This window comes from Variovorax sp. KBW07 (genome assembly GCF_003852515.1).
Classification (GTDB): Bacteria; Pseudomonadota; Gammaproteobacteria; order Burkholderiales; family Burkholderiaceae_C; genus Variovorax.
Genome location: NZ_QAJK01000052.1, coordinates 92,039 through 116,630, shown reverse-complemented (window position 1 = coordinate 116,630; position 24,592 = coordinate 92,039). Strand labels below are relative to the sequence as shown.

The window sequence follows — 24,592 nt, the reverse complement described above, 5'->3', positions numbered from 1 at the left end:
CAACGCTGCTTTTTGTAGTGCTCAGGCCCGTGGACAGGCTGCCAACGCTGCTCGTCGCCCTGCTCAAGCCAGTCCACCGAACGTTGATGCCGCTGGTGGCAGTGCTCAGGCCGGTAGACAGGCTTCCGATATTGCTGGTCGCCGTACTCAGACCGGTCGAAGTGGAGGTCGACAGGCTGGCGACGCTGCTATTGGTCGTGCTCAGGCCCGTGGACAGGCTGCCAATGTTGCTGGTCGCGGTACTCAGGCCAGTCGACGTCGAAGTCGACAAGCTCGCAACGCTGCTGTTGGTGGTGCTCAAGCCAGTGGACAGGCTGCCAATGTTGCTAGTCGCCGTGCTGAGACCGGTCGAGGTCGACGTCGACAAGCTCGCAACGCTGCTATTGGTCGTGCTCAGGCCCGTGGACAGGCTGCTAATGTTGCTGGTCGCAGTGCTGAGACCCGTCGACGTCGACGTCGACAAACTCGCAACGCTGCTGTTGGTGGTGCTCAAGCCAGTCGACAGGCTGCCAATGTTGCTAGTCGCAGTGCTGAGACCGGTCGAGGTCGAAGTCGACAGGCTCGCAACGCTGCTGTTGGTCGTGCTCAGCCCCGTGGACAGGCTACCGATACCGCTCGTCGCTGTGCTCAGTCCGGTCGAGGTCGAAGTCGACAGGCTGCGGACCGTGCTGTTGGTCGTGCTCAGACCCGTGGACAAGCTTCCGATATTGCTCGTCGCCGTGCTCAGGCCGGTCGATGTCGATGTCGACAAGCTCGCAACGCTGCTATTGGTCGTGCTCAGGCCCGTGGACAGGCTACCGATATTGCTCGTCGCAGTGCTCAGTCCGGTCGACGTCGAAGTCGACAAGCTCGCAACACTGCTGTTCGTCGTGCTCAGACCGGTCGACAGGCTGTTGATCCCGCTCGCCGACGTGCTCAAGCCGGTCGAAAGGCTGCCAACGGTGCTGTTCGTGGTGCTCAGCCCCGTAGACAGGCTGGCGATGTTGCTGGTCGCGGTGCTCAGGCCGGTCGATGTCGAAGTCGACAAGCTGCGGACGGTGCTGTTGGTCGTGCTCAGGCCAGTCGACAGGCTGGCGATGCCGCTGGTCGCGGTGCTCAGGCCCGAGGAGGTCGAGGTCGACAGGCTGCTGACATTGCTGTTCGTCGTGCTCAAGCCGGTCGACAGGCTCGAAAGACCGCTCGTTGCGGTGCTCAGGCCTGTCGACGCGGACGTCGACAGGGAATTGAGCTGGCTGACATTGACGGCATCGGTGAGCGCGGTGCCCGCGGCAAGGCTGTTGATCTGCTTGCCGGACATGTTGAGGGTGTCCGTGATGGTCGTGGGGCCCTGGATGAGGACGGTGCTCCCCTTCAGGACCAGTTGCCCGGACAGCATGCCGACGACCGAGGCCGTCGCCACGGAGTAGCCGTTTCCGCCGTTGTCGCTGGCCGCATTGCCCAGGTAAAAGGAAACATTGGGGGCACCCGTGCAGCTGACGTTCTGGGACATGCCCTTCGGACCAGCGCCGAAGTTGCCCGTGTTGGTACTCGGGCTTTGCGGCTGGCACAGGCTCAATCCCCCGTTCCCCAGGGTCGCCTGGGCTTCAGCCCGGCCGCCCATGAACAGGACGGGGAGGCCCAGCACCACGCTGGCAACCAGGTTCAGTGCGAAGAAACCGCGAGCCTCGCGCCGGCCGAGCCCTTGCCTGGCGCCGCTGCTGCGCTTGCCACGCGCCGGCGTGGTTTCAGCGATGGCCACCCACGCGCCCAGTGCTTCGTTCCAGATGCTTCTGTATGACTTGTTCATTTGTTCAACTTAATTCACGATTTGCTTAGCCAGGCACAGTTCAGCAAGAAGCACGACGTTCCTGGCTCAAAACCCGTCGCGAAAGACACCCGATATGGAGCGTCTATTTACAAGAAGAATGGAATGTACGGAGTTGTTTACATTCAGGGTGCAATGCAACATTAGGGAAAAATCAACCGGATGATTTAGTTCACAAAATTGAAAAGAGACTGGCGCCACCAAGGCGTCTGCGTTGCCGAAGGACGACGGCATCAAGGCCCGACCTACAATCAAAATCGCTCTCCCCTGCTTCGCCGGGTGTGAAAAAAGTCCGCATGAAGCCGCCTTCCTCCCGGTTTGGTGCTCATATGTAGCGAATGGATGGCTTTCCCGAAGTCAAATGAACGAAGCCTTTCGTTGACATGTGAGGCTGCGCGGCGTGAGACTTAAATCACAAAATCAGGCCTCCAATTCATCCGCCCTCGGCTTCATTTAACAATTCGGTGACTTTTTTATAATTCCACAACCCGGCGCCCGCTTGATTTAACATTTCGGTGACGTTTAGAAATCCCCGAGAAAACAGAAATGAATTCCGAAATCCATCTGCGCATTGGCATCACCATCGGCCTTCATCACGAGGCCGAGACGCTGTGGAACAACGGCATCAAGCAGAACGCCGTGTTCCTGGCGGAAGCGTTGAAGCACTGCCCGGGCGTGGCCTCGGTGGTGCTGGTCAACACCACGGCCATCCCCATCACCGCCGCCCTGCCGTGGGACCAGGCGCGCTGGCCCACGGTGACTTTCGAAGCGGCCAAGGACAACGTGGACGTGCTGATCGAGTTGGGCGGCCAGGTCGACCCTGCACAAACCGACTACCTGAAGCGCCGCGGCGCGCGGCTGGTGTCGTACTGCTGCGGCTTCGAGTACGTGCACGCGATGGAGTCGATGCTGTTCAACAAGCCGCTGTGGGGCCGGAACCTGTTCGTGAACCAGCGCTACGACGACATCTGGATGGTTCCGCAGGTGGCTCACATCAGCCAGCCGTATTTCGAGGTGCTTCGCCGCGCCGAGGCGCGCGCCGTGCCCTTCGTGTGGAGCCCGGTGTTTCTGGACGAGCGCACCCGCGCCCTGCCCGATGCCGGCATTTACCAGCCTCGCCAGCCGCACCAGCCGCATGGCGGGCCGCGCCGCCTGAGCGTGATGGAGCCGAACATCAACGTCGTGAAGTTCTGCCTCTACCCGATCCTGGTTGCCGAGCTGGCATACCGCGCACGGCCCGAAGCCATTGCGATGCTGCAGGTCACCAACGCCGAGCGGCTGGCCAAGGACAACATGGAGTTCATCACGCTGATGAACCAGCTCGACCTGGTGCGCCAGCACAAGGCGGTGTTCCTGGGCCGGCACGAAACGCCGGTGTTCCTGGCGCAGAACACCGACATCGTGATCTCGCACCAGTGGGAGAACCCGCTCAACTACTTCTACCTGGAGACCTGCTGGCAAGGCTATCCGCTGGTGCACAACGCACACCTGTGCGCGGACCTGGGCTACTACTACGAGGGCAACGACGTGGCCGCGGGCAGCGCCCGCGTGCTGGAAGCGATCGACACGCACGATGCGCAGGCGCTCGCGTACCGCGAACGGCAACGCGGCCTGATCGACCGCTACCTGCCGGGCAACGCGGCGTCCACCGAGATCTACAACAGCCTGCTGCTGGGCCTGATGCAACGCCCGGCCAGATGAACGCAGCCGGGCGCATGCTGCGCTGCCCTTGCCAGGGCAGCGCCCACAAAAAAGCCCCGCCGGAGCGGGGCTTCTTCAATGGAGCGATCTGACCGGGAAGATCAGGCCGCGACGGTGTCCGCCACGCCCTTGTAGTCGTCGATCTTGTCGAAGTTCAGGTACTGGTAGATCTGGGCGCTGGACGCGTCGAGCACGCCCGTTGCAGCCATGTATTCCTCGCGGGTCGGGATGCGGCCCAGTCGCGAGCAGATGGCGGCCAGTTCGGCCGAGCCCAGGTACACGTTGGTGTTCTTGCCCAGGCGGTTGGGGAAGTTGCGGGTGCTGGTCGACATGACCGTGGCACCTTCGCGCACCTGCGCCTGGTTGCCCATGCACAGCGAGCAACCCGGCATTTCGGTGCGCGCACCGGCATTGCCGAACACGCCGTAGTGGCCTTCTTCGGTGAGTTGCTGCGCGTCCATCTTGGTGGGCGGCGCAATCCACAGCTTGACCGGAATGTCGCGCTTGCCTTCGAGCAGCTTCGACGCGGCGCGGAAGTGACCGATGTTGGTCATGCACGAGCCGATGAACACTTCGTCGATCACGGCACCGGCCACGTCGCTCAGCGTCTTCACGTCGTCGGGGTCGTTCGGGCAGGCCACGATGGGTTCGTGGATCTCGGCCAGGTCGATCTCGATGACGGCGGCGTAGTCGGCGTCGGCATCGCCCTTGAGCAATTGCGGATCTTTCAGCCAGGCTTCCTGCGCGGCGATGCGGCGCTGCAGGGTGCGCGCGTCGGCATAGCCTTCGGCAATCATCCACTTCATCAGCGTGATGTTGCTGTTGATGTACTCGATGATCGGTTCCTTGTTCAGGTGCACCGTGCAGCCGGCGGCCGAGCGCTCGGCCGAGGCGTCGCTCAACTCGAAGGCTTGCTCGACCTTCAGGTCGGGCAGGCCTTCGATTTCAAGGATGCGGCCCGAGAAGATGTTCTTCTTGCCTTGCTTGGCCACGGTCAGCAGGCCCGACTTGATGGCGTACAGCGGAATGGCGTTGACCAGGTCGCGCAGCGTGACGCCGGGCTGCATCTTGCCCTTGAAGCGCACGAGCACCGATTCAGGCATGTCCAGCGGCATCACGCCAGTGGCGGCCGCGAAGGCCACGAGGCCGGAGCCGGCCGGGAAGCTGATGCCGATGGGGAAGCGGGTGTGGCTGTCGCCACCGGTGCCGACGGTGTCGGGCGTCAGCAGGCGGTTGAGCCACGAGTGGATCACGCCGTCGCCCGGGCGCAGCGAAACACCGCCGCGGTTGGCCATGAACTCGGGGAGTTCGTGGTGCATCTTGACGTCGACCTTCTTGGGGTACGCCGCCGTGTGGCAGAACGACTGCATCACGAGGTCGGCCGAGAAGCCCAGGCAAGCCAGGTCTTTCAGCTCGTCGCGCGTCATCGGGCCGGTGGTGTCTTGCGAGCCGACCGAGGTCATCTTGGGTTCGCAGTAGGTGCCCGGGCGCACGCCGGTGCCTTCGGGCAGGCCGCAGGCGCGGCCGACCATCTTCTGCGCGAGCGAGTAGCCCTTCTTGGTGTCGACCGGGCTGGTCGGCAGGCGGAACAGCGTCGACACGGGCAGGCCCAGCGCTTCGCGCGCCTTGGCCGTGAGGCCACGGCCGATGATCAGCGGAATGCGGCCACCGGCGCGCACTTCGTCGAACAGCACGTCGCTCTTGACACTGAATTCAGCGATGACCTTGCCGTCTTTCAGGGCCTTGCCTTCGTAGGGGCGCAGCTCGACCACGTCGCCCATGTTCATCTGCGTCACGTCGAGCTCGATGGGCAGGGCGCCCGAGTCTTCCATCGTGTTGTAGAAGATGGGAGCGATCTTGCCGCCGAGGCAGACGCCGCCGAAGCGCTTGTTCGGCACGAAGGGAATGTCTTCGCCGGTGAACCAGAGCACCGAGTTGGTGGCGCTCTTGCGCGACGAACCCGTGCCGACCACGTCGCCGGCGTAGGCCACGAGGTGGCCGCGTGCGCGCAGGTCTTCGATGAACTTCACCGGGCCGCGCTTGCCGTCTTCTTCAGGGACGATGCCGGGGCGTGCGTTCTTGTGCATCGCCAGGGCGTGCATCGGAATGTCGGGACGCGTGGTGGCGTCGGGTGCGGGCGACAGGTCGTCGGTGTTGATTTCGCCAGCCACCTTGAAGATGCTGACGGTGATGCTTTGCGGCACTTCGGGACGGCTGGTGAACCACTCGGCATCGGCCCAGCTTTGCAGCACGCCCTTGGCATGCACGTTGCCCTTGTCGGCCTTTTCCTTGACGTCGTGGAACTGGTCGAACATCAACAGGGTTTTCTTCAGGCCCTCGGCCGCCACGGCGCCGACTTCGGCGTCGTCGAGCAGGTCGATCATGGGGCTGATGTTGTAGCCGCCGAGCATGGTGCCGAGCAGTTCGGTGGCGCGGGCGCGCGACAGGAACTCGCTCTTTTCGGTGCCATGGGCCACGGCCGCGAGGTAGCTCGCCTTGACCTTGGCGGCGTCATCGACGCCGGCGGGCACGCGATAGGTGAGCAGGTCGAGCAGGAAGGCACCGTCCTTGGCGTTCGCGCTCTTCAAGAGCTCGATGGCTTCGGCGGTTTGCTTCGCGCTCAAGGGCAGCGGCGGGATACCCAGCGCGGCGCGCTCGGCAACATGGTCAACGTAGGCTTGCAACATCTTCTTTTCTCCGGAAACTGAGCTGGCAGGGCATGCGGGCGGTCAAGCAAGAGCCGCGCCGCACGCCGTTTCGTTACTTACTTCTTGGCCCCGTCGGCGCCTTCGAAAAGGGCCTTCGGCGGGTTCTTCTTCATTTCTTCGGCAAACGCGACCTGGGCTTCGGTCTGGCATTCGTCGGCAATGCGCAGGCCGGCCTTCTGGTTCATCAGCATCGACTTGTTGCCCAGCTGCAGCCACATGGCGCCGGCACGGGGGTCTTCGAGGCGAATGGCACCGGTGCGGCTTTCGACCGGGTGCATGCGGTACTTCAGGCCCTTGGTGGTGACGGTGAAGAAGCCGGGTTTCTTCTCGTCGGGGGTGACGGTCACGTCGGCGCCGAGTTCGCACTGGGCACGGCCGATGGACACGCGCTGGGCGACGGCCAGGTCGGCTTCGTTGAGCGCGACATCGGTGTCGGTGTTGATGGGGGTCACTTCCTCGACGGCCTTGGCCGCCTTGCGGGTGACCTGGCGCTTGGGCGGCGCCTTCTTGGCTTCAGTGGATTTGGCGGCGGGCTTCGCAGCGGCCGGCTTGGCGGGCGCTGCGGTCTGTGCCATGGCACCGAACGGCAGAGCCAGGGCCACTGCGGCGATCAGGGCAATTTTCTTCATGTGAGGGTTTCCTTGAGGCTGGGTTCGAAGGTTTCGTTTCAGGAGGCCGCGAATGCAAACCAGGCTTTCGCCTCGGGGGGCAACGCGCGCCCTGTTGCGTGGGCGCGCGTCAGGACCTGCCAGAAATGGCGGTAGCTCGCGCGGTCGTGCAATGTGCCATCAATTTGTGTCGGAGCCCAATCCGCGGCTGCGGCTTTTGCAATGATTTGTGTAGCAATCTGGATTTGCGCCTCGTCTGGCGCAAACGCCTCGAGGATGGGGCGGATCTGGTTCGGGTGGATGCTCCACATGCGCGTGTAGCCGAATTCGGTGGCCGCCCTGCGGGCCGCCGTGCGCATGGCATCGGTGTCGTTGAACTCGGTGACGACGCAGTGCGACGGCACCTTGCCGTAGGCGTGCGCGGCCGACGCCATGGCCAGCTTGGCGCGCACCACCAGCGGGTGGCTGAACTGCCCGGCGGCACCCATGCCATCGGCGGGAATGGCCCCGGCATGGGCCGACACGAAGTCCATCAGGCCGAAGCTGAGCGACTGCACGCGCGGGTGCGCGGCGATGTCGAAGGCGTTGTGCACGGCGAGCGGCGATTCGATCAGCACGTGCAGCGGCAGCGCTTCGGCATCGGCCGCCTCGAGCGCCGCGACGGCCTGCAACACGTCGGCCACCGATTCGACCTTGGGCACCATCAGGTGGCTCAGGCGATGGCCGGCACGCCCGGCAATGGTGATCACGTCGCCGGCAAAGGCCGGATGGTCGACCGGGTGCACGCGCACGCCGACGCGCATGCCGGGCTTGGCCGCCAACGCGAGTTCGGTGACGAGCGCGGCATGTTCCGCCTCGCCGCCCACGGGGGCGCCGTCTTCGCAATCGAGGGTGACGTCGAACACGCAGGCGCCAAACTCTTCGGCCATTTCGGCCTGAAGCGCGAGGCTTTTCTTCATGCGGGCTTCGACGCCGCTGTAGTGATCGCAAACGGGCAGCGTCACGGCGCCGGCCTGTGCGCCGAGCAACACTTCCGCGGGGTGGACGGCCTTGTTGGTCATGCCTTCTTTTGCGCCACGATGAACATCCGCGGGAAGGCCAGCAGCCGCTTGCCGTCAGTGCGCGGCGGATAGGCCTCGTTCACGCGGCGTTCGTATTCGGCGAGGTAGCTCGCCTGCAGGTCGGGCGAGAGCCGGTCGACGAAGGGCTTCAGGCCCGTGCCGCGCACCCATTCGACGATGGATGCGGCATCGGCCATGCGGTGCTGGTAGATGGTGTGCCAGACGTCGACATGGGCGGCCAGGGGCGCCAGCAGGTCGTAGTAGCCGCTCAGCGGCAGCAGCCTGGTGCGCAGCCTGTCGGCATCGCCGATGGGCTCGACCCATGGTGCTTCGGCCGCCAGTTCGCGCATGAGGCGGTGCGTGGGCTCCTGGCGGTTGTCGGGCATCTGGACGGCGAGCACGCCGCCCGGGGCCAGCGCGTCGAACAGGCGCGGGACCAGCTTTTCGTGATCGGGCACCCATTGCAGGGACGCGTTGGCATAAATGAGGTTGGGCGCTTGAGCCGGGTCTTGCTTTTGCCCTTGCTCTTGCGGCGCCCAGGTCGCGATGTCGCTCAACTCGAAGTGCGCTTGCGGCAGGCGCTCGCGCGCGCTGACCAGCATGGCTTCGGAGTTGTCGGTCCCGAGGACTTGGGCCTTCGGGAACCGCTGGACCAGCAACTCGGTGGAATTGCCCGGGCCGCAGCCGAGGTCGACCACGCGGGCAGCCTCGGTCAGTGGCACCCGCGCCAGGAGTTCCTGTGCGGGGCGGGTGCGCTCGTCCTCGTAGCGACGGTAGAGCGCGGGATTCCAGTCGAGCATGCTGTGGATTTGCCTTACAGCACTTACAGCAGGTGGGCAACGCCGGCGCGTTCGCCTTCGAGCTCTTCGAGCGTCTTGTTGATGCGTTCCTGGCTGAATGCGTCGATCTCGAGGCCTTCGACCAGCTTGTACTCACCGTTTTCGCAGGTGACCGGGAAGCCGAACATCACGTCCTTCGGAATGCCGTACTGGCCATCCGACGGAATGCCCATGGTGACCCACTTGCCGTTGGTGCCCAGGGCCCAGTCGCGCATGTGGTCGATGGCGGCGTTGGCGGCCGAGGCAGCCGACGACAGGCCACGGGCTTCGATGATGGCCGCGCCGCGCTTGCCGACGGTCGGCAGGAAGGTGTTGGCGTTCCATTCCTGATCGTTGATCATCTTGGCGACGCTTTCGCCGTTGATGGTCGCGAAACGGTAGTCGGCGTACATCGTGGGCGAGTGGTTGCCCCAGACGGTGAGCTTCTCGATGTCGGCCACGGCCTTGCCGGTCTTGGCGGCGATCTGGCTGGCGGCACGGTTGTGGTCCAGGCGCAGCATGGCGGTGAAGTTCTTGCGCGGCAGGTCAGGGGCGCTCTTCATGGCGATGTAGGCGTTGGTGTTGGCGGGGTTGCCGACCACCAGAACCTTGACGTTGCGGCTGGCGACGGCGTTCAGGGCCTTGCCTTGTGCCGTGAAGATGGCGCCGTTGACGGCCAGCAGTTCGGCACGTTCCATGCCGGGGCCGCGGGGGCGCGAGCCGACCAGCAGGGCGTAGTCGGCGTCCTTGAAGGCGGTCATGGGGTCGCCGTGGGCTTCCATGCCGGCCAGCAGCGGGAAGGCGCAGTCGTCCAGCTCCATCATCACGCCCTTGAGCGCCTTCTGGGCCTTCTCGTCGGGGATTTCGAGCAGTTGCAGGATGACCGGCTGGTCTTTGCCGAGCATTTCGCCGGAAGCGATACGGAACAACAGGGCGTAACCGATTTGACCGGCGGCACCGGTGACGGCAACGCGGACGGGCTTTTTGCTCATGGGAAGACTCCAGAAGGTGATGAAACGGTGTCGGCGCGCTCGTGGTGCGCCAATGGTCCAACGGGGGGATTACCTTCCCGCGGCGCGGGACCGGCCAGCATTTTAAGCCGATTCCCCAAAGCCCGTCTTATGTCTTATATAAGATATCCTCGGGGGTGCCGCCACGGCGCACCCCACCGCTGCCATGAACACGCCCACAGCCCTCGACGAGCCCACGACGCCGTCCTTCAGTCCGCTCTACCAGCAGATCAAGACATTGATCCTGCAGAGCCTGCAGGCGGGCGAGTGGAAGCCGGGCGAACCCATCCCGAGCGAGATGGACCTGGCCGCGCGCTACCGCGTGAGCCAGGGCACGGTGCGCAAGGCCATCGACGAGCTTGCCGCCGAAAACCTCGTGGTGCGGCGCCAGGGCAAGGGCACCTTCGTCGCCACGCATGCCGAGCAGCATGTGCAGTACCGCTTTCTCAAGCTGGTGCCCGATGCGGGCGACCCGAACACCGAAGGCCCCGCAGTCCGCACCATCGTCGATTGCAAACGCCTGCGCGCTTCGGCCGACGTGGCCCGCGCCCTCGGCCTGCGCACCGGCGACGCGGTGCTGCAGGTGCGCCGCGTGCTCGCGTATGCGGGCGTGCCGACCATCCTCGAAGACCTCTGGCTGCCCGGCACGCCCTTCAAGGGCCTCACGGCCGAACGGCTGCGCGCCTGGCCCGGCCCGATGTACGCGCTGTTCGAAACCGAGTTCGGCGTGCGCATGGTCCGCGCCGAAGAAAAAATTCGCGCCGTGCTGCCCGATGCCGAACAGGCCGAGCTGCTGGCGGTGTCGCTGCAGATGCCCCTGCTGAGTGTGGAACGCGTCGCGCACACCTACCATGACATGCCCATGGAGTTGCGCCGCGGGCTCTATCGCACCGACACGCACCACTACAGAAATCAGCTGGGCTGACCCCTACCCCGATGCAGACGAATGCCGAATTCCATTGCGCGAATGTGCGCACACAACGTTCGCGATGTGATCCGAAGTCAATAGCATCCGACTGCAACGGTGCGTTGACGCGAGCGCGTCCGCAGCACGATGGTGCATTGCAATAGAATTTTGCGTTGTTTGCATTTCCGCATAAGAAACAAAAGCGTTCGCTCTCAGAACAAGCCACCAAGCCACGAAAGCCCTCCTCCCCATGACAGAGCTTGCATCTCCCCCCCGGCCGCCGCGTCGCGAATTCCGCAACATCAATGCATTCACCGATCTCAGGACCTACCGCCTGCCGCCTGCCGGCATCGTGTCGATCCTGCATCGCGTCAGCGGCGTGATCATGTTCCTGCTGCTGCCGTTCATCATCTGGATGTTCGACACGTCGCTGTCATCTGATTACTCGTTCGCCAAATTCAAGGCCGCTTTCAACACCGGCATCGGCTTTGCGCCGGGATGGTTCTTCAAGCTCGTGGCGCTGGCCCTGATCTGGGCCTACCTGCACCACTTCATCGCCGGCCTGCGCCACCTCTGGATGGACGTGAGCCATGCGGCGGTGACCAAGGAATTCGGCCATACCTCGGCCATGGCCACGTTGTTCCTGAGCATCCTGCTCACCCTGGTGCTCGCCGCCAAGCTGTTCGGTTTTTACTGAGAAGGAGCCCCCCATGTCTGTGAATTACGGCTCCAAGCGCATCGTCGTCGGCGCACATTACGGTTTGCGCGACTGGCTTAGCCAGCGCATCACGGGCGGCCTGATGGCGCTCTTCACGATCATCCTGCTCGCACAGCTGATCTTCTCGCGCGGCCCCATCGGCTACGACCTGTGGGCCGGCATCTTCGCCGCGCAGTGGATGAAGGTACTGACCTTCTCCGTGATCGTCGCCCTGCTCTATCACGTGTGGGTCGGCATGCGCGACGTGTGGATGGACTATGTCCAGCCCGTCGGCATTCGCCTCGCCCTGCAAATTTTCACCATCGTCTGGCTTGTCGGTTGTGCGGGTTGGGCCATTCAAGTGCTTTGGAAGATCTGACCCCACCATGACCTACACAAAAGAACAAATCACCAAGCGCAAGTTCGACGTCGTGATCGTCGGTGCCGGCGGCTCCGGCATGCGCGCGTCGCTGCAACTTGCCCGCGCCGGCCTCAACGTGGCCGTGCTCTCCAAGGTGTTCCCCACGCGTTCGCACACCGTCGCAGCCCAGGGCGGCGTCGGCGCTTCGCTCGGCAACATGAGCGAAGACAACTGGCACTACCACTTCTACGACACGATCAAGGGTTCCGACTGGCTCGGCGACCAGGACGCGATCGAGTTCATGTGCCGCGAAGCACCGAAGGTCGTGTACGAACTCGAACACTTCGGCATGCCGTTCGACCGCAACCCCGACGGCACCATCTACCAGCGTCCGTTCGGCGGCCACACCGCCAACTACGGCGAGAAGCCCGTTCAACGCGCCTGCGCCGCGGCCGACCGCACCGGCCACGCGATGCTGCACACGCTTTACCAGAAGAACGTCGAAGCCCGCACCCAATTCTTCGTCGAATGGATGGCCCTGGACCTGATTCGTGACGACGAAGGCGACGTGGTCGGCGTGACCGCGCTCGAAATGGAAACCGGCGACCTGCACATCCTGCAGGCCAAGACCGTGCTGCTGGCCACCGGCGGCGCGGGCCGCATCTTCCAGGCCTCGACGAACGCCTTCATCAACACCGGCGACGGCCTCGGCATGGCCGCGCGCTCGGGCATCCCGCTGCAGGACATGGAGTTCTGGCAGTTCCACCCGACCGGCGTGGCCGGCGCGGGCGTGCTGCTGACCGAAGGCTGCCGCGGCGAAGGCGCCATCTTGCTGAACAGCAACGGCGAACGCTTCATGGAGCGCTATGCGCCCACGCTGAAGGACCTGGCACCGCGCGACTTCGTCTCGCGCTCGATGGACCAGGAAATCAAGGAAGGCCGAGGCTGCGGTCCCAACAAGGACTACGTGCTGCTCAAGCTCGACCACCTGGGCGCCGAGACCATCCACAAGCGCCTGCCTTCGGTGTACGAAATCGGCGTCAACTTCGCCAACGTCGACATCACCAAGGAACCGATTCCCGTCGTGCCGACCATCCACTACCAGATGGGCGGCATCCCGACCAACATCAACGGCCAGGTCGTCATCCAGAAGGGTGAAGACAACAGCGCCGTGGTGAACGGCCTCTACGCCGTGGGCGAATGCTCGTGCGTGAGCGTGCACGGCGCCAACCGCCTGGGCACCAACTCGCTGCTCGACCTGCTGGTGTTCGGCCGCGCGGCCGGCAACCACATCGTCGAGTTCAACGACAAGCTCAAGGAACACAAGCCCCTGCCCAACGATGCGGCCGACCGCACGCTGGAGCGCCTGAACCGCCTGGAGTCGACCACCACCGGCGAATACGCCCAGGACGTGGCCGGCGAGATCCGCGCGGTCATGCAGCAGCACGCCGCCGTGTTCCGCAAGCAGGCCTCGATGGACGAAGGCGTGGTCAAGATCGCCGCCGTGCGCGAGCGCGTCAACTCGATCGGCCTGAAGGACAAGTCCAAGGTGTTCAACACCGCCCGCATCGAAGCGCTGGAAGTCGACAACCTGATCGAAGTGGCGCAGGCCACCATGGTCTCCGCAGCCGCCCGCAAGGAATGCCGCGGCGCCCACACGGTGGAAGACTACGAACGCCCGGCGGACGACCCCGTCGCACCGCTCGGCCGCGACGACGCCAACTGGATGAAGCACACGCTCTGGTACAGCCAGGACAACCGCCTCTCGTACAAGCCCGTCAAGCTGCAGCCGCTCACCGTGGCCTCGGTTCCGCCGAAGGTCCGTACGTTCTAAGCACCGGCTAACGCCAGCCAAGTAAAAGCATTCACAAGGTCACTACGATGAAGCGCACATTCCAGATCTACCGCTACGACCCGGACAAGGACGCCAAGCCTTACATGCAGACGGTCGAGATCGAACTCGACGGCCACGAACGCATGCTGCTCGACGCCCTGATGAAGCTCAAGGCGCAAGACCCGACGCTGTCGTTCCGCCGCTCGTGCCGCGAAGGCGTCTGCGGTTCCGACGCGATGAACATCAACGGCAAGAACGGCCTCGCCTGCCTGACCAACATGCTCACGCTCAAGGGCACGATCGTGTTGAAGCCGCTGCCGGGCCTGCCCGTCATTCGCGACCTGATCGTCGACATGACGCAGTTCTTCAAGCAGTACAACTCGATCAAGCCGTACCTGCAGAACGACACCGTGCCGCCCGAGAAGGAACGCCTGCAGTCGCCCGAAGAGCGCGAAGAGCTCAACGGCCTGTACGAGTGCATCCTGTGCGCGAGCTGCTCCACGAGCTGCCCGAGCTTCTGGTGGAACCCCGACAAGTTCGTGGGCCCGGCCGGCCTGCTGCAGGCCTACCGCTTCATCGCCGACAGCCGCGACGAAGCCACCGCCGAGCGCCTGGACAACCTGGAAGACCCGTACCGCCTGTTCCGCTGCCACACGATCATGAACTGCGTCGACGTGTGCCCGAAGAGCCTGAACCCCACCCGGGCCATCGGCAAGATCAAGGAACTGATGGTGCGTCGCGCCATCTGATCTTTTTCTTCTAGACATCACCATGCAAACCGCCGACGAACTCCTGCAGCCGCTCAGCGAACGTGCGCTGAGCAAGCTGAAATGGCGTTGCCGGCGCGGCCTGCTCGAGAACGACCTGTTCATCGCCCGCTTTTTCGAGCGGCACGAATCCCACATGACCGTCGGTCAAGCGGGAGCGATGGAGACACTGATGGACCTGTCGGACAACGACCTCCTCGACCTTTTGCTACGCAGGAAGGAGCCCGAGCCCGAATGGGCCGGGGCCGAGGTGGTCGCATTGCTGCTGCTGATGCGCACCGACGGCGCCCAGCGCCCCGCAATCTCTCCTTCGTCCTGAATCCTCCTCTGAAAGAAAATCGAAATGAAAGCATCCGATACCAAGGCCACGCTGTCGTTCAGCAACGGCGGCGACAGCGTCGAGCTGCCGATCTACAAGGGAACCGTCGGTCCCGACGTGATCGACATCCGCAAGCTGTATGCACAGACCGGCATGTTCACCTACGACCCGGGCTTCATGTCGACCGCCGCCTGCCAGTCGGCCATCACGTACATCGATGGCGACAAGGGCGAGCTGCTGTATCGCGGCTACCCCATCGAACAGCTCGCGACCAACTGCGACTTCATGGAAACCTGCCACCTGCTGCTGTACGGTGAACTGCCGGACGCAGCCAAGAAGGCCAACTTCACCAAGCTCGTGACGAACCACACGATGGTGAACGAGCAGATGCAGTTCTTCCTGCGCGGCTTCCGCCGCGACGCGCACCCGATGGCCATCATGACCGGCCTCGTGGGCGCCCTGTCGGCCTTCTATCACGACAGCACGGACATCAACAATCCCGAGCACCGCGAGATCGCCGCGATCCGCCTGATCGCGAAGATGCCCACGCTCGTGGCCATGGCCTACAAGTACACGATCGGCCAGCCGTACATGTACCCGAAGAACGACCTGAGCTATGCAGGCAACTTCCTGCACATGATGTTCGCCACGCCGTGCGAAGAGTACAAGGTGAACCCGGTGCTCGAGCGCGCACTCGACCGCATCTTCATCCTGCACGCGGACCACGAGCAGAACGCATCGACCTCGACCGTGCGCCTGTGCGGCTCGTCGGGCACCAACCCCTTCGCGGCGATTGCAGCCGGCGTGGCTTGCCTCTGGGGCCCTGCCCACGGCGGCGCCAACGAAGCAGCACTGAACATGCTGTACGACATCCAGAAGGAAGGCGGCGTCGAGAAGATCGGCGAGTTCATCAAGAAGGTCAAGGACAAGAACTCGAACGTCAAGCTCATGGGCTTCGGCCACCGCGTGTACAAGAACTACGACCCGCGCGCCAAGCTGATGCAGGAAACCTGCAACGAAGTGCTGACCGAGCTGGGCCTGGAAAACGACCCGCTGTTCAAGCTCGCCAAGGAACTCGAAAAGATCGCCCTGGAAGACGAGTACTTCGTGTCGCGCAAGCTCTACCCGAACGTCGACTTCTACTCGGGCATCGTGCAACGCGCCATCGGCATCCCGGTGCCGCTGTTCACCGCGATCTTCGCGCTGGCCCGCACGGTCGGCTGGATTGCCCAGCTGAACGAAATGATCGGCGACCCCGAGTACAAGATCGGCCGCCCGCGCCAGCTGTTCGAAGGCTCGCCGAAGCGCGACGTGAAGCCGATTTCGGCCCGCTGACCGGCCCGGGGCTTCGGCCCTCGCTGCCCATCTGAAAAGCTGCCTTCGGGCAGCTTTTTTCGTTGGGGCGCAATCCGCAAGCCCCTCTTCGCCAGCGGGCAGGCAGGCCATCGCATATCGCGATGGCTTTAGGGTTAAAACAGGAAGAAAATAGCCGACTCATCGCCAGATGCGATGTCCACAGCCCCATGAGCACGTCCGAACGCAACTTTGCCCGCCGCATCGACCTCACGTCGTTGCAGCTGTTCGTGGCCGTGTGCGAGCTGGGCAGCATCGGGCGCGCGGCGGAGCGCGAATTCATTGCGGCGTCGGCCATCAGCAAGCGCCTGTCCGACCTCGAAGCCACGCTCGGCACCACCCTGCTCTACCGCCATGCGCGCGGCGTCGACCTCACGCCCGCCGGCGAAAGCCTGCTGCACCACGCGCGCTCGGTGCTCTACAGCCTGGAGAAGATGCAGGGCGAGCTCAGCGAATATGCCGACGGCGTGCGCGGCCACGTGCGGGTGCACGCCAACATCTCGGCCATCGTTCAGTTTCTGCCTGAAGACCTGGGCGTTTTCACGCGTGCCCACGAGGCCATCAAGATCGACCTCGAGGAGCACCTGAGCAGCGAGGTGATCCGCGCGGTGCAGGAAGGCGCGGCCGACCTGGGCGTCTGCCACGTCGCCGGCGGCGCGGGCGAGCTGCAAAGCCTGTCGTACCGGCACGACCGCCTGGCGCTGATCGTTCCCACGGGCCATGCACTGGCGACCGAAAGCGCCATCGACTTCATCGACTCGCTGGCCTTCGACCACGTCGGCCTGCACACCAACAGCTCGATCTACGTCGCAATGCACGAAGCCGCGCTGAACGCCGGCCGCAGCATCAAGCTGCGCATCCACGTCACGGGCCTGGACGCCATGTGCCGGATGATCGAAAACGGCCTGGGCATCGGCGTGATGCCGCAGCGCGCCTTCGAGCTGATGCAGAACGGCATTGGCCGCGGCCTCGTGAGCGTGGCGCTGAACGACGCCTGGGCAGCCCGCGAAATCCGCCTGGTGGCACGCGACTTCTCCACGCTGCCGGTGGCGGCGCGCTCGCTGGTCAACCACCTGCACGCTGCGGCCGACTCGGCGGACGCCACGGAACAACTCGCGGCCTAGATCAAATAGATCGCATCGACCGCAGACAGACAATCCATTTCCCCACGAAAGAAGAGACCGACATGGCACGCACGCTCTACGACAAGATCTGGGACGAACACGTCGTCCACACCGAGGAAGACGGCACCGCGATCCTCTACATCGACCGCCACCTGGTGCACGAAGTCACCAGCCCGCAAGCCTTCGAAGGCCTGCGCGAAGCCGGCCGCAAGCTGTGGCGCATCAGCTCGGTGGTGGCCACGGCCGACCACAACACGCCGACCACCGGCTGGGAACGCGGCTACGAAGGCATTGCCGACCCGACCAGCAAAGAGCAGGTCACCACGCTGGACAACAACATCGCCGAGTTCGGCGCCGCGGCGTTCTTTCCGTTTCTGAGCAAGCGCCAGGGCATCGTGCACGTGATCGGGCCGGAGTCGGGCGCGACGCTGCCGGGCATGACGGTGGTCTGTGGCGATTCGCACACCTCCACGCACGGCGCTTTCGGCGCACTGGCACACGGCATCGGCACCAGCGAGGTCGAGCACGTGATGGCGACGCAGACGCTGCTTGGCAAGAAGGCCAAGAACATGCTCGTGAAGGTCGAAGGCAAGCTGCCCCTGGGCTGCACGGCCAAGGACATCGTGCTGGCCATCATCGGCAAGATCGGCACCGCCGGCGGCACGGGCTACACCATCGAATTCGCGGGCTCGGCCATTCGCGAACTGAGCATGGAAGGCCGCATGACGGTCTGCAACATGGCCATCGAAGCCGGTGCTCGCGCAGGACTGGTGGCGGTCGACGAAAAGACCATCGGCTACATCAAGGGCCGCCCGCTCGCGCCCTCGGGCGTGGAATGGGAACAGGCCGTGAGCTACTGGCGCACGCTGCAGTCCGACGTGGGCGCGACCTTCGACGCCGTGGTCGAGCTCGACGCCACGCAGATTCCGCCGCAAGTCACCTGGGGCACCTCGCCCGAAATGGTGGTCGACATCAACGGCCGCGTGCCCGATCCCGACAAGGAAAAGGACGCCAGCAAGCGCGGCGCCATCGAGCGCGCGCTGGTCTACATGGGCCTGGAGCCCAACAAGGCAATGAACGACATCTTCATCGACAAGGTGTTCATCGGCTCGTGCACCAACAGCCGCATCGAGGACATGCGCGAAGCCGCCGCCGTAGTGAAGAAGCTCGGCCAGAAGGTCGCCAAGAACGTGAAGCTCGCGATGGTCGTGCCCGGCTCGGGCATGGTGAAGGAACAGGCCGAGCGCGAAGGCCTCGACGTGATCTTCAAGGCCGCGGGCTTCGAATGGCGCGAACCCGGCTGCTCGATGTGCCTGGCCATGAACGCAGACCGCCTCGAACCCGGCGAGCGCTGCGCATCGACCAGCAACCGCAACTTCGAAGGCCGCCAGGGCGCCGGTGGCCGCACCCACCTCGTGAGCCCGGCCATGGCCGCCGCCGCCGCCGTGCACGGCCACTTCGTCGACGTGCGCACCTTTGCCTGATCTGGCCTGACCTGGAGACATCACATGCAGAAATTCACCGTGCACCAGGGCCTCGTGGCCCCCATGGACCGCGAGAACGTCGACACCGACGCGATCATTCCGAAGCAGTTCCTGAAGTCGATCAAGAAGACCGGCTTCGGCGTGAACCTGTTCGACGAATGGCGCTACCTCGACGCCGGCTTTCCGGGGCAAGACCCGGCCAGCCGCAAGCCCAACCCCGACTTCGTGCTGAACCAGCCGCGCTACGCGGGCGCTTCCGTGCTGCTGGCACGCAAGAACTTCGGTTGCGGCTCGTCGCGCGAGCACGCGCCGTGGGCGCTCGACCAGTACGGCTTTCGCGCGATCATTGCACCAAGCTACGCCGACATCTTCTTCAACAACAGCTTCAAGAACGGCCTGCTGCCGATCGTGCTGCCCGAAGCCCAGGTCGCGCAACTGTTCGACGAGGCTTTTGCGTTCCCCGGCTACAAGCTGACCATCGACCTGGAGCGCCAGGTGGTGGTGAAGCCCGATGGTGGCGAGTTTGCATTTGACGTGCAGGCCTTCCGCAAGTACTGCCTGATCAACGGGCTGGACGACATCGGCCTCACGCTGCGCCACAAGGACAAGATCAAGGCTTTCGAGGCCGAGCGCCTGGCGCAGAAGCCGTGGCTCGCGCATACGATGCTCGCCAACGCCTGAGCGCGTTCTTGTTTCTCTTTTTTTCAACACACGACAAAAATGAAAATCGCAGTTCTCCCGGGTGACGGCATCGGCACCGAAATCGTGGCGGAAGCCGTCAAGGTGCTCAACGTGCTCGACCTGAAGTTCGAGATGGAGTCGGCACTGGTCGGCGGCGCGGCCTACGAGGCCCACGGCCACCCGCTGCCGGAAGCCACGCTCAAGCTGGCGAAGGAATCCGACGCGGTGCTGTTCGGCGCGGTCGGCGACTGGAAGTACGACAAGCTCGACCGCCCGCTGCGTCCGGAGCAGGCCATCCTGGGGCTGCGCAAGAACCTCGGCCTGTTCGCGAACTTCCGCCCGGCGATCTGCTACGAGGAACTGGTGGACGCGTCGAGCCTGAAGCCCGAGCTGATTGCGGGCCTGGACATCCTGATCATTCGCGAGCTGACCGGCGACATCTACTTCGGCCAGCCGCGCGGCCGCCGCATCGCGACCGACGGGCACTTTCCGGGCACCGAGGAAGCCTTCGACACGATGCGCTACTCGCGCCCCGAGATCGAGCGCATCGCGCGCGTGGCCTTCGAAGCCGCCCGCAAGCGCAGCAAGCGCGTGACCAGCGTGGACAAGAACAACGTGCTGGAAACCTCTCAGCTGTGGAAAGACGTGATGCTCGACATCGCGAAGGAATATCCGGACGTCGAGCTCGACCACATGCTGGTCGACAACGCCGCCATGCAGCTGGTGAAGGCGCCCAAGAAGTTCGACGTGGTGGTCACCGGCAACATGTTCGGCGACATCCTCTCGGACGAGGCCGCGATGCTCACCGGTTCGATCGGCATGCTGCCCTCGGCATCGCTCAATTCGAGCAACCAGGGCCTGTACGAGCCCAGCCATGGCAGCGCCCCCGACATTGCTGGCAAAGGGGTTGCCAATCCTTTGGCTACAATCCTGTCCGCTGCCATGATGCTCCGCTTTTCACTCAACCAAGCCGAAGCTGCCGACCGTATCGAGTCGGCAGTCAAGGATGTGCTCGCCTCCGGCCTGCGCACGGGTGACATCTGGTCAGAAGGTACGAAGCGCGTCGGCACCCGTGAGATGGGCGATGCGGTCGTTGCAGCAATCACCAAAAAGACGATTACCGGCTAACCGCAGCCCGCTTCGTCACGCCCCTCCCCGGCTCGACGAGTCGGGGGGCAAAAAAAGACAACTTCTTTCTTTTTTCATAAGGGCAAACTGAAATGGCGAACGCATCTCAACCTCTGGTCGGCCTCGTAGGCTGGCGCGGCATGGTCGGCTCGGTCCTGATGGACCGCATGCAGGCCGAAGGCGACTTCGGACTCATCGAGCCGGTCTTCTTCTCGACTTCCAACGCTGGCGGCAAGGCCCCGGCAATGGCCAAGAACGAGACCGCGCTGAAGGATGCGAACGACATCGAGGCCCTGAAGAAGTGCGACATCGTCATCACCTGCCAGGGCGGCGACTACACCAGCGAAGTTTTCCCCAAGCTGCGTGCCGCCGGCTGGAACGGCCACTGGATCGATGCCGCTTCCACCCTGCGCATGCAGGACGACGCGGTCATCGTGCTCGACCCCGTCAACCTGCCGGTGATCCAGAACGCGCTCACCAACGGTGGCAAGAACTGGATCGGCGGCAACTGCACCGTGAGCTGCATGCTCATGGGCGTCGGCGCCCTCTACAAGGCCGGCCTGGTCGAGTGGATGACCAGCATGACCTACCAGGCGGCATCGGGCGGCGGCGCGCAGCACATGCGCGAGCTGCTGACGCAGTTCGGCACCCTCAACGCCGAAGTGCGCGCGCTGCTGGACGACCCGAAGTCGGCCATTCTCGAAATCGACCGCAAGGTGCTGCACAAGCAGCAGAACCTGAGCGCCGCTGAAACGGCCAACTTCGGCGCACCGCTGGGCGGTTCGCTGATCCCCTGGATCGACAAGGACCTGGGCGACGGCATGTCCAAGGAAGAGTGGAAGGCCGGTGCCGAGACCAACAAGATCCTCGGCCAGGGCGCGGGCTTCGGCACCGCCGCCGTGCCGGTCGACGGCTTCTGCGTGCGCATCGGCGCCATGCGCTGCCACAGCCAGGCGCTGACCTTCAAGCTGAAGAAGGACGTGCCGGTCGCCGACATCGAAGCGCTGATCGCCGCCGACAACCCCTGGGCGAAGGTCGTGCCGAACACCCGCGAAGCCACGCTGAAGGACCTGACGCCGGTGGCCGTGACGGGCACCATGAACATCCCGGTCGGCCGCATCCGCAAGCTGGCGATGGGCCCCGAGTACGTCGGCGCCTTCACCATCGGCGACCAACTGCTGTGGGGTGCCGCCGAACCGCTGCGCCGCATGCTGCGCATCCTGCTCGAAGCCTGATGCGGGTTGCTCAGGCCCATTTGAAACACAATTTGTTGCCACCCGGCAACACAAGATGTGATCGTAAGTATGCGCGCACTGGGTAGAACAGGCGCATTGCCTTGTCAGTGCCCGGTGATGATGCTAACGTCCTCTTACAAATTCTGGGCCTGAGCCGCCCCTATCAGCATGACAAGACATCTGTTGCCTGCGGCCAGCCCATCGGCCGTTCGCCCGCCTCTGCCATCGAACGGTTGGCGCCTTTCCATCCTGGGCGCCGCCGCCGTGGTGGCGCTGGGCATTGCCAGCACCGACGCCAGCGCCTTCACGCTGGGCCAGCTGAAGGTGCAATCGGCATTGGGCGAACCGCTGCGCGCGGAGATCGACGTGACCGAAATCGCCGCATCCGAAGCGGACGGTCTGAAGATCAACATCGCCACCGCCGAAGCCTTCAAGAACGCGGGCGTTCCGTACAACGCGGCCCTGAGCGACGTCAAGGCAACGCTGCAACGCCGTGCGGGCGGCCAGTACGTGGTGCGCCTGAGCGGCAATCGCCCGCTCAACGATCCGTTCATCGACCTGCTGCTGGAAGCCAACGGTGCGTCGGGCCGCATCGTGCGCGACTACACCGTGCTGCTCGATCCGCCGGCCACGCGCCAGGCTGCGGCGAGCACGCCTGCAACCCCCATTGCCCCCCAAATCAGCACGCCCGTCGAGCGCCCTGCGCCGGCAGCCCGCGCACGCCGCGAGCGAGCCCCCGTTGTGGCAGCCGCGCCTTCGGCACCCGTTGCAGCCGCACCGGCTCCGGCGGCCGCGGCGCCAGCCCCCGTCACCGCGGCCGCACCGGCTCGTGCCGGCGGTGGTAGCGGCGAACAGGTCACGGTCCAGCGTGGCGACACCGCCAGCAAGATCGCCGGCGCCCACAAGCCGGCCGATGTTTCCCTCGATCAGATGCTGGTGGCACTGCTGCTGGCCAATCCCGATGCCTTCGTCGGCGGCAACGTCAACCGCATGCGGGCTGGCGCCGTCCTCGACCTGCCAAGCGCCGCTGAAGCCGCCGCCGTTACCCCGGCGGAAGCACGCCGCACGGTTACAGCGCAAAGCCGCGATTTCGGCGCCTACCGCCAGCGCCTCGCCGAAAACGCACCCACCTCGAATGTCGCTGCTGCGAGCCGCAAGGCCACGGGCAAGCTGCAGACCAACGTGGAAGACCGTAACGCCGCGGCCAGCGCCCCCGACAAGCTCACTATTTCCCAGGGCAGCGCCTCCACCCGTGCAGCCGACGAAAAGGTTGCGCAGGCGCGCCAGGCGAAGGACAGCAACAGCCGCGTGGCGGAGCTGTCGAAGAACATCGAAGAGCTGAACAAGCTCAAGACGGCCACCGGCACAGGCACAGGCTCGTCGGCACCTGCTGCCGCGGCGCCGGCCACACCGAGCATCCCGGTTCCGGCACCCACGACGGCCCCCGCTCCGGCAGCCGCCGCACCAGCGGCGCCAGCGCCAGCACCCGCTGCACCCGCTGCGCCCCCCGTTGCTGCCGCGACACCCGCCGCTTCGCCAAGCCCCGCCCCTACACCCGAAGCGACAACGCCTGCTCCCGCAGCAGCCGCTGCTGCGGCACCTGCCGCCGCAGCGCCCGGCACCACACCGGCCAGCCCCGACGCAGCAGCCACGCCGGCAGCCAGCGAAGCCAGCCCTGCAGCCGCCGCACCGGCACCCGCTCCCAAGCCCGTGGTCAAGGCAGCACCTCCGCCGCCGCCCCCACCGGAACGCAGCTTCTTCGAAGAACTGCTCGACAACCCGTTGATGCTCGCGGGCGCGGCGCTGATCGCACTGCTGGTCGGCTTCCTGCTCTATCGCGTGCTGGGTCGCCGGCGCGAGGAAATGAGCGAAAGCGTGTTCCTCGAAAGCCGCATTCCCAAAGACTCGTTCTTCGGTGCCAGCGGCGGCGAATCGGTCGACACCAAGCATCGCGGCGATTCCACCGTCTCGTCGCTGTCGTACTCGCCGAGCCAGCTCGACGCGGGCGATGTCGACCCCGTGGCCGAAGCCGACGTCTACCTGGCCTACGGCCGCGACCTGCAGGCCGAGGAAATCCTGCGCGAAGCACTGCGCCTGAACCCAGACCGCACCGCCATTCACCTGAAGCTGCTCGAAATCCACGCCAAGCGCCGCGACGTCCGGGCCTACGAAAGCCTGGCCACCGAAGTGCACAAGCTCACCGGCGGCCTGGGTTCCGACTGGACCCGCGTGGTCGACATGGGCAAGGAACTCGATCCGGGCAATCCGCTGTACGAATCGGGTGCACCGCGCAGCGCCAGCGCTGCCGAGACGGCCGCCTTCGCCGGCGCCCTGGCCGCAGCCGCCAAGCCGGTGGCCGCGCCGCCTGCTGCTGCCGCGCCCATCGCCGCCGCACCACCCGCCTTCGTACCCTCGGTCGCACCGCTGGACTTCGACCTTGACCTGAGCCAGCCGCCCGCACCCGCTCCGGCGCCCGTCCAGAACCACGCACCGGTCGGCGCCAGCTTGCCGAAGTCGGCCTACGCACCCGCCCCGACCACGGCGCGCCCCGCCGCGCCGCTGTCCAACGGCCATGCCGCGACGCCAGTCGATCTCGAAAACGATTTCGACACGGCACCCGGCGCACTGACGCCCGACACCCGTCCGTCCACGCTGAGCCTGAGCGACGCGGAACACAACACCCGCCCTGCCATGCTGCGCAACGCGCTGCCGGCCGATTCGGGCTTCATCGAATTCGACATGAGCGCGCTGGCAGGCCTGCCGGCACGTTCCCCCGAAACCGCCGCGGCCAAGCCGGCAGCAGCGGACGACGGCGACGACAGCCCGCACGCCGTCAAGCTGTCGCTCGCTCGCGAGCTGCAAGCCATCGGCGACGTCGAAGGCGCCCGTTCGCTGGTCGAGGAAGTCGAAGCCGAAAGCGCTGGCGACCTCAAGTCGCAAGCACGGCAATTGCTCGCCGAACTGCGCTGAGCATTTGCTGCTGTTTCCTTTC

20 protein-coding genes are annotated in these 24,592 nt (G+C 64.9%); 14 read left to right on the top strand and 6 right to left on the bottom strand.

Translation table 11 applies throughout. The features are described from left to right. The coding region (locus DBV14_RS12420) for an ESPR-type extended signal peptide-containing protein (RefSeq protein WP_311732796.1) at positions 1 to 1,786 on the bottom strand (1,786 nt) is incomplete at its 3' end. 564 nt (positions 1,787 to 2,350) lie between these two features. Here DBV14_RS12420 and DBV14_RS12415 point away from each other — a divergent pair. Further along, entirely contained in the window at positions 2,351 to 3,505 is a 1,155-nt protein-coding gene (locus DBV14_RS12415; protein ID WP_124459488.1) for a DUF2827 domain-containing protein, read from the top strand. 101 nt (positions 3,506 to 3,606) lie between these two features. Here the strand turns inward: DBV14_RS12415 and DBV14_RS12410 are convergent, their stop codons facing one another. The 5 genes from DBV14_RS12410 to DBV14_RS12390 form a co-directional block, all read right to left on the bottom strand. Further along, positions 3,607 to 6,192: a bifunctional aconitate hydratase 2/2-methylisocitrate dehydratase gene (locus tag DBV14_RS12410; protein ID WP_124459487.1), complete on the bottom strand. Its 2,586-nt coding sequence runs from the start codon at positions 6,190 to 6,192 to the stop codon at positions 3,607 to 3,609. A 77-nt stretch (positions 6,193 to 6,269) separates the two neighbouring features. Next, on the bottom strand, positions 6,270 to 6,842 hold the full coding sequence (locus tag DBV14_RS12405) for a hypothetical protein (protein WP_124459486.1): 573 nt from the start codon (positions 6,840 to 6,842) through the stop codon (positions 6,270 to 6,272). Positions 6,843 to 6,880: 38 nt separating this feature from the next. Then, positions 6,881 to 7,882 carry a CoA ester lyase gene (locus DBV14_RS12400; protein ID WP_124459485.1) on the bottom strand — a complete coding sequence of 334 codons (1,002 nt, stop codon included), beginning with the start codon at positions 7,880 to 7,882 and terminating at the stop codon, positions 6,881 to 6,883. Next, the gene (tam, locus tag DBV14_RS12395) at positions 7,879 to 8,682 is read right to left on the bottom strand and encodes a trans-aconitate 2-methyltransferase (RefSeq protein WP_124459484.1); all 804 of its coding nucleotides are present in this window, start codon (positions 8,680 to 8,682) and stop codon (positions 7,879 to 7,881) included. Before tam ends, DBV14_RS12400 begins: the two co-directional genes overlap by 4 nt. A 23-nt stretch (positions 8,683 to 8,705) precedes the next feature. Continuing rightward, positions 8,706 to 9,692 carry a malate dehydrogenase gene (locus DBV14_RS12390; RefSeq protein WP_042578072.1) on the bottom strand — a complete coding sequence of 329 codons (987 nt, stop codon included), beginning with the start codon at positions 9,690 to 9,692 and terminating at the stop codon, positions 8,706 to 8,708. Between the two features lie 184 nt (positions 9,693 to 9,876). On the opposite strand from DBV14_RS12390, the gene DBV14_RS12385 reads away from it, so the two are divergent. The 13 genes from DBV14_RS12385 to DBV14_RS12325 all read left to right on the top strand — a co-directional run bounded on the left by DBV14_RS12385 (position 9,877) and on the right by DBV14_RS12325 (position 24,570). Further along, complete coding sequence (locus DBV14_RS12385) at positions 9,877 to 10,635, top strand: GntR family transcriptional regulator (RefSeq protein WP_124459483.1); 759 nt, start codon at positions 9,877 to 9,879, stop codon at positions 10,633 to 10,635. Positions 10,636 to 10,867: 232 nt separating this feature from the next. Then, a complete protein-coding gene (gene sdhC, locus DBV14_RS12380) occupies positions 10,868 to 11,314 on the top strand; it encodes a succinate dehydrogenase, cytochrome b556 subunit (RefSeq protein ID WP_124459482.1) in 447 nt (148 codons plus the stop codon). 13 nt (positions 11,315 to 11,327) lie between these two features. Next, a complete protein-coding gene (gene sdhD / locus DBV14_RS12375; RefSeq protein WP_093434813.1) occupies positions 11,328 to 11,693 on the top strand; it encodes a succinate dehydrogenase, hydrophobic membrane anchor protein in 366 nt (121 codons plus the stop codon). Between the two features lie 7 nt (positions 11,694 to 11,700). Next, complete coding sequence (gene sdhA / locus DBV14_RS12370) at positions 11,701 to 13,509, top strand: succinate dehydrogenase flavoprotein subunit (RefSeq protein ID WP_124459481.1); 1,809 nt, start codon at positions 11,701 to 11,703, stop codon at positions 13,507 to 13,509. A gap of 47 nt (positions 13,510 to 13,556) precedes the next feature. Further along, complete coding sequence (locus DBV14_RS12365) at positions 13,557 to 14,258, top strand: succinate dehydrogenase iron-sulfur subunit (protein WP_124459480.1); 702 nt, start codon at positions 13,557 to 13,559, stop codon at positions 14,256 to 14,258. 22 nt (positions 14,259 to 14,280) lie between these two features. After that, positions 14,281 to 14,595 carry a succinate dehydrogenase assembly factor 2 gene (locus tag DBV14_RS12360; protein ID WP_124459479.1) on the top strand — a complete coding sequence of 105 codons (315 nt, stop codon included), beginning with the start codon at positions 14,281 to 14,283 and terminating at the stop codon, positions 14,593 to 14,595. A gap of 24 nt (positions 14,596 to 14,619) precedes the next feature. Further along, the gene (gene gltA / locus DBV14_RS12355; protein ID WP_124459478.1) at positions 14,620 to 15,930 is read left to right on the top strand and encodes a citrate synthase; all 1,311 of its coding nucleotides are present in this window, start codon (positions 14,620 to 14,622) and stop codon (positions 15,928 to 15,930) included. Positions 15,931 to 16,118: 188 nt separating this feature from the next. Next, positions 16,119 to 17,072, top strand: coding sequence for a LysR substrate-binding domain-containing protein (locus tag DBV14_RS12350; RefSeq protein ID WP_124459477.1), 954 nt, complete (start codon positions 16,119 to 16,121; stop codon positions 17,070 to 17,072). A 62-nt stretch (positions 17,073 to 17,134) separates the two neighbouring features. Continuing rightward, a complete protein-coding gene (gene leuC / locus DBV14_RS12345) occupies positions 17,135 to 18,556 on the top strand; it encodes a 3-isopropylmalate dehydratase large subunit (protein WP_124459476.1) in 1,422 nt (473 codons plus the stop codon). Between the two features lie 24 nt (positions 18,557 to 18,580). Then, entirely contained in the window at positions 18,581 to 19,237 is a 657-nt protein-coding gene (gene leuD, locus DBV14_RS12340; protein ID WP_124459475.1) for a 3-isopropylmalate dehydratase small subunit, read from the top strand. Positions 19,238 to 19,276: 39 nt separating this feature from the next. Then, the gene (gene leuB / locus DBV14_RS12335) at positions 19,277 to 20,365 is read left to right on the top strand and encodes a 3-isopropylmalate dehydrogenase (RefSeq protein WP_124459474.1); all 1,089 of its coding nucleotides are present in this window, start codon (positions 19,277 to 19,279) and stop codon (positions 20,363 to 20,365) included. Positions 20,366 to 20,457: 92 nt separating this feature from the next. Beyond that, positions 20,458 to 21,600: an aspartate-semialdehyde dehydrogenase gene (gene asd / locus DBV14_RS12330; protein ID WP_124459473.1), complete on the top strand. Its 1,143-nt coding sequence runs from the start codon at positions 20,458 to 20,460 to the stop codon at positions 21,598 to 21,600. 168 nt (positions 21,601 to 21,768) lie between these two features. Continuing rightward, positions 21,769 to 24,570 (top strand): FimV/HubP family polar landmark protein, encoded by a 2,802-nt coding sequence (locus tag DBV14_RS12325; protein WP_124459472.1) that lies wholly within the window; start codon positions 21,769 to 21,771, stop codon positions 24,568 to 24,570. The last annotated feature ends 22 nt before the right edge of the window (positions 24,571 to 24,592 follow it).

Excerpts from the sequence above, each read along its gene's own strand:
- DBV14_RS12415 (WP_124459488.1), top strand. The coding sequence starts at position 2,351 with ATGAATTCCGAAATCCATCTGCGCATTGGCATCACCATCGGCCTTCAT.
- DBV14_RS12410 (WP_124459487.1), bottom strand. The coding sequence starts at position 6,192 with ATGTTGCAAGCCTACGTTGACCATGTTGCCGAGCGCGCCGCGCTGGGT.
- DBV14_RS12405 (WP_124459486.1), bottom strand. The coding sequence starts at position 6,842 with ATGAAGAAAATTGCCCTGATCGCCGCAGTGGCCCTGGCTCTGCCGTTC.
- DBV14_RS12400 (WP_124459485.1), bottom strand. The coding sequence starts at position 7,882 with ATGACCAACAAGGCCGTCCACCCCGCGGAAGTGTTGCTCGGCGCACAG.
- tam (WP_124459484.1), bottom strand. The coding sequence starts at position 8,682 with ATGCTCGACTGGAATCCCGCGCTCTACCGTCGCTACGAGGACGAGCGC.
- DBV14_RS12390 (WP_042578072.1), bottom strand. The coding sequence starts at position 9,692 with ATGAGCAAAAAGCCCGTCCGCGTTGCCGTCACCGGTGCCGCCGGTCAA.
- DBV14_RS12385 (WP_124459483.1), top strand. The coding sequence starts at position 9,877 with ATGAACACGCCCACAGCCCTCGACGAGCCCACGACGCCGTCCTTCAGT.
- sdhC (WP_124459482.1), top strand. The coding sequence starts at position 10,868 with ATGACAGAGCTTGCATCTCCCCCCCGGCCGCCGCGTCGCGAATTCCGC.
- sdhD (WP_093434813.1), top strand. The coding sequence starts at position 11,328 with ATGTCTGTGAATTACGGCTCCAAGCGCATCGTCGTCGGCGCACATTAC.
- sdhA (WP_124459481.1), top strand. The coding sequence starts at position 11,701 with ATGACCTACACAAAAGAACAAATCACCAAGCGCAAGTTCGACGTCGTG.
- DBV14_RS12365 (WP_124459480.1), top strand. The coding sequence starts at position 13,557 with ATGAAGCGCACATTCCAGATCTACCGCTACGACCCGGACAAGGACGCC.
- DBV14_RS12360 (WP_124459479.1), top strand. The coding sequence starts at position 14,281 with ATGCAAACCGCCGACGAACTCCTGCAGCCGCTCAGCGAACGTGCGCTG.
- gltA (WP_124459478.1), top strand. The coding sequence starts at position 14,620 with ATGAAAGCATCCGATACCAAGGCCACGCTGTCGTTCAGCAACGGCGGC.
- DBV14_RS12350 (WP_124459477.1), top strand. The coding sequence starts at position 16,119 with ATGAGCACGTCCGAACGCAACTTTGCCCGCCGCATCGACCTCACGTCG.
- leuC (WP_124459476.1), top strand. The coding sequence starts at position 17,135 with ATGGCACGCACGCTCTACGACAAGATCTGGGACGAACACGTCGTCCAC.
- leuD (WP_124459475.1), top strand. The coding sequence starts at position 18,581 with ATGCAGAAATTCACCGTGCACCAGGGCCTCGTGGCCCCCATGGACCGC.
- leuB (WP_124459474.1), top strand. The coding sequence starts at position 19,277 with ATGAAAATCGCAGTTCTCCCGGGTGACGGCATCGGCACCGAAATCGTG.
- asd (WP_124459473.1), top strand. The coding sequence starts at position 20,458 with ATGGCGAACGCATCTCAACCTCTGGTCGGCCTCGTAGGCTGGCGCGGC.
- DBV14_RS12325 (WP_124459472.1), top strand. The coding sequence starts at position 21,769 with ATGACAAGACATCTGTTGCCTGCGGCCAGCCCATCGGCCGTTCGCCCG.